This is a genomic window from Streptomyces swartbergensis, assembly GCF_002148965.1.
Taxonomy (GTDB): domain Bacteria; phylum Actinomycetota; class Actinomycetes; order Streptomycetales; family Streptomycetaceae; genus Streptomyces; species Streptomyces swartbergensis.
The window spans coordinates 1-2,304 of record NZ_NGFN01000619.1 but is presented as its reverse complement, the minus strand read 5'-3'; the positions used below and the strand labels follow the sequence as shown (position 1 = coordinate 2,304).

Here is a 2,304-nt window from a genome sequence, read left to right as displayed (position 1 = left end):
GTATCCGGCGCCCAGCGCCTCGTCCAGGAGCGCGAGGTAGCCGGCGGCGGTGCCGGGGAGGGCGGCGCGGTACCGGCCGAGGTCGGCCACGAGGAAGGCGCGCAGCCTGGCCCCCTCCCGCATCGCCTCGTCGAGCGACTCTGCGAGGCGGAGACAGTCCTGGACGTCGTCGGCCGAGGCGGAGGTGGGGTGAAGGGCGAGGGCGAGAGCGCGGCGGAGCACACGCAGCTCCTCCACGCCGAACGCCATGCCGCCCCGGGATCCGTATGGCGTGGGCATGCGGCGACGATACGCGCTAATCAGACAAGTTCGACATAGCGGACGGGTGTGGCGCGGGGGACCACCCGGGTGGGCGGAGGCGCCCCAGCTGCGGGCAGTCGTGCCGCTGGGGCGGCACCCGTCCCAAAGAAGCGGCACCCCGCTCCGCCGGGTTGCGGACCCACCCGGCGCCAGCCGCAACGCCGGGCACCTCGACGCGTTGAGTTGGACAACTCCCGGCTCACATACGCGACACGTTCCGCTCGTACACCAGCCGCAGCCCGATCAGCGTCAGCCACGGCTCGTGTTCGTCGATGACCGACGACTCGCCCAGGACCATCGGTGCCAGCCCGCCCGTCGCGATGACCGTGACATCGTCCGGGTCCTCGGACAGCTCGCGGGCCACGCGGCTGACGACCCCGTCGACCTGGCCGGCGAAACCGTAGATGATGCCCGACTGCATCGCCTCGACCGTGTTCTTGCCGATGACGCTGCGGGGCCGGGCCACCTCGATCTTGCGGAGCTGGGCGCCGCGGACGCCGAGGGCCTCGACGGAGATCTCGATGCCGGGGGCGATGACCCCGCCGACGTACTCGCCGCGCGCGCTGACCGCGTCGAACGTCGTCGCCGTGCCGAAGTCGACGACGATCGCGGGGCCGCCGTAGAGCTCGACCGCCGCGACCGCGTTGATGATGCGGTCCGCGCCGACCTCCTTGGGGTTGTCCATGAGGATCGGGACGCCCGTCTTGACGCCCGGTTCGACCAGGACCGCCGGGACGTCGCCGTAGTAGCGGCGCGTCACCTCGCGGAGTTCGTGCAGGACCGAGGGGACGGTCGCGCAGATGGCGATGCCGTCGATGCCGTCGCCCAGTTCGTCGCCGAGGAGCGGGTGCATGCCCATCAGGCCCTGGAGGAGGACCGCCAGTTCGTCGGCGGTGCGGCGCGCGTCCGTGGAGATGCGCCAGTGTTCGACGATGTCCTCGCCGTCGAACAGGCCCAGGACGGTGTGGGTGTTTCCTACGTCGATCGTCAGCAGCATGACCCGTACCCGCTCCCCTACTCCGCCGGCCGCAGGTCCAGGCCGATGTCCAGGATCGGCGAGGAGTGGGTGAGGGCTCCGACGGCCAGGTAGTCGACGCCGGTGTCCGCGTACGCCTTGGCGTTGTCGAGGGTCAGGCGGCCCGAGGCCTCCAGGGCGGCGCGGCCCTGGACGATGGCCACCGCCTCCGCGCACTCGCCCGGCGTGAAGTTGTCCAGGAGGATCAGGTCGGCACCGGCGTCCAGGACCTCGCGGAGCTGGTCCAGGGTGTCGACCTCGACCTCGATGGGGACGTCGGGGAAGCGTTCGCGTACCGCTGTGAAGGCCTGGGCGACGCCGCCCGCGGCGACCACGTGGTTGTCCTTGACGAGGGCCGCGTCCGAGAGGGACATGCGGTGGTTCACGCCGCCGCCGCAGCGGACCGCGTACTTCTCCAGGGAGCGCAGGCCGGGCGTCGTCTTGCGGGTGTCGCGGACCTTGGCCTTCGTGCCGTCCAGGACGTCCGCCCACGCGCGCGTGGCCGTCGCGATGCCCGACAGGCGGCACAGGATGTTCAGCGCGCTGCGTTCGGCCGTGAGGAGGTCGCGGGTGCGGGTGGTGACCGAGAGGAGCTTCTGGCCCGCCTCGACGCGGTCGCCGTCCTCCGCGTGGCGCTCGATGGCTAGTTCCTCCTCGCAGACGACCGAGATCACCGCTTCGGCGATCCGCAGGCCCGCCACGACGCCCGCCTCGCGGGCCGTGAAGTCGGCGGTGGACACCGCGTCCTCGGGGATCGTCGCCACCGTCGTCACGTCCACGCCGTGGGCCAGGTCCTCCTGGAGGGCCACGTTGGCGATGTCCTCGACCTCGACGGGGTCGAGGCCGGCGTCGGCCAGGAGCTCGGCGAGTGCGGGGTCCAGGCCGCACTCCAGGTACGCCTCGCCGTCCACGCCGCAGGCGCAGCCGTCGCCGCAGCCTCCGGACGAGGCGAGGGGAAGGTCGGGGGTGCTCACGTCGGTCACTGCTCC

Annotated in this window: 2 protein-coding genes and 1 pseudogene; all 3 read right to left on the bottom strand. The window is 72.1% G+C overall.

The window, feature by feature from the left end; translation table 11 throughout:
• Positions 1 to 279: pseudogene (locus CA983_RS42895) on the bottom strand (hypothetical protein); the annotation flags it as partial.
• Positions 280 to 499: 220 nt separating this feature from the next.
• Positions 500 to 1,297 carry a type III pantothenate kinase gene (locus CA983_RS42890; RefSeq protein ID WP_086606022.1) on the bottom strand — a complete coding sequence of 266 codons (798 nt, stop codon included), beginning with the start codon at positions 1,295 to 1,297 and terminating at the stop codon, positions 500 to 502.
• Positions 1,298 to 1,314: 17 nt separating this feature from the next.
• Complete coding sequence (nadC, locus tag CA983_RS42885) at positions 1,315 to 2,289, bottom strand: carboxylating nicotinate-nucleotide diphosphorylase (RefSeq protein WP_086606023.1); 975 nt, start codon at positions 2,287 to 2,289, stop codon at positions 1,315 to 1,317.
• Positions 2,290 to 2,304: the final 15 nt, after the last annotated feature.

Bases quoted from the DNA above. Each gene is read 5' to 3' on its own strand.
- CA983_RS42890 (WP_086606022.1), bottom strand. From the start codon at position 1,297: ATGCTGCTGACGATCGACGTAGGAAACACCCACACCGTCCTGGGCCTG.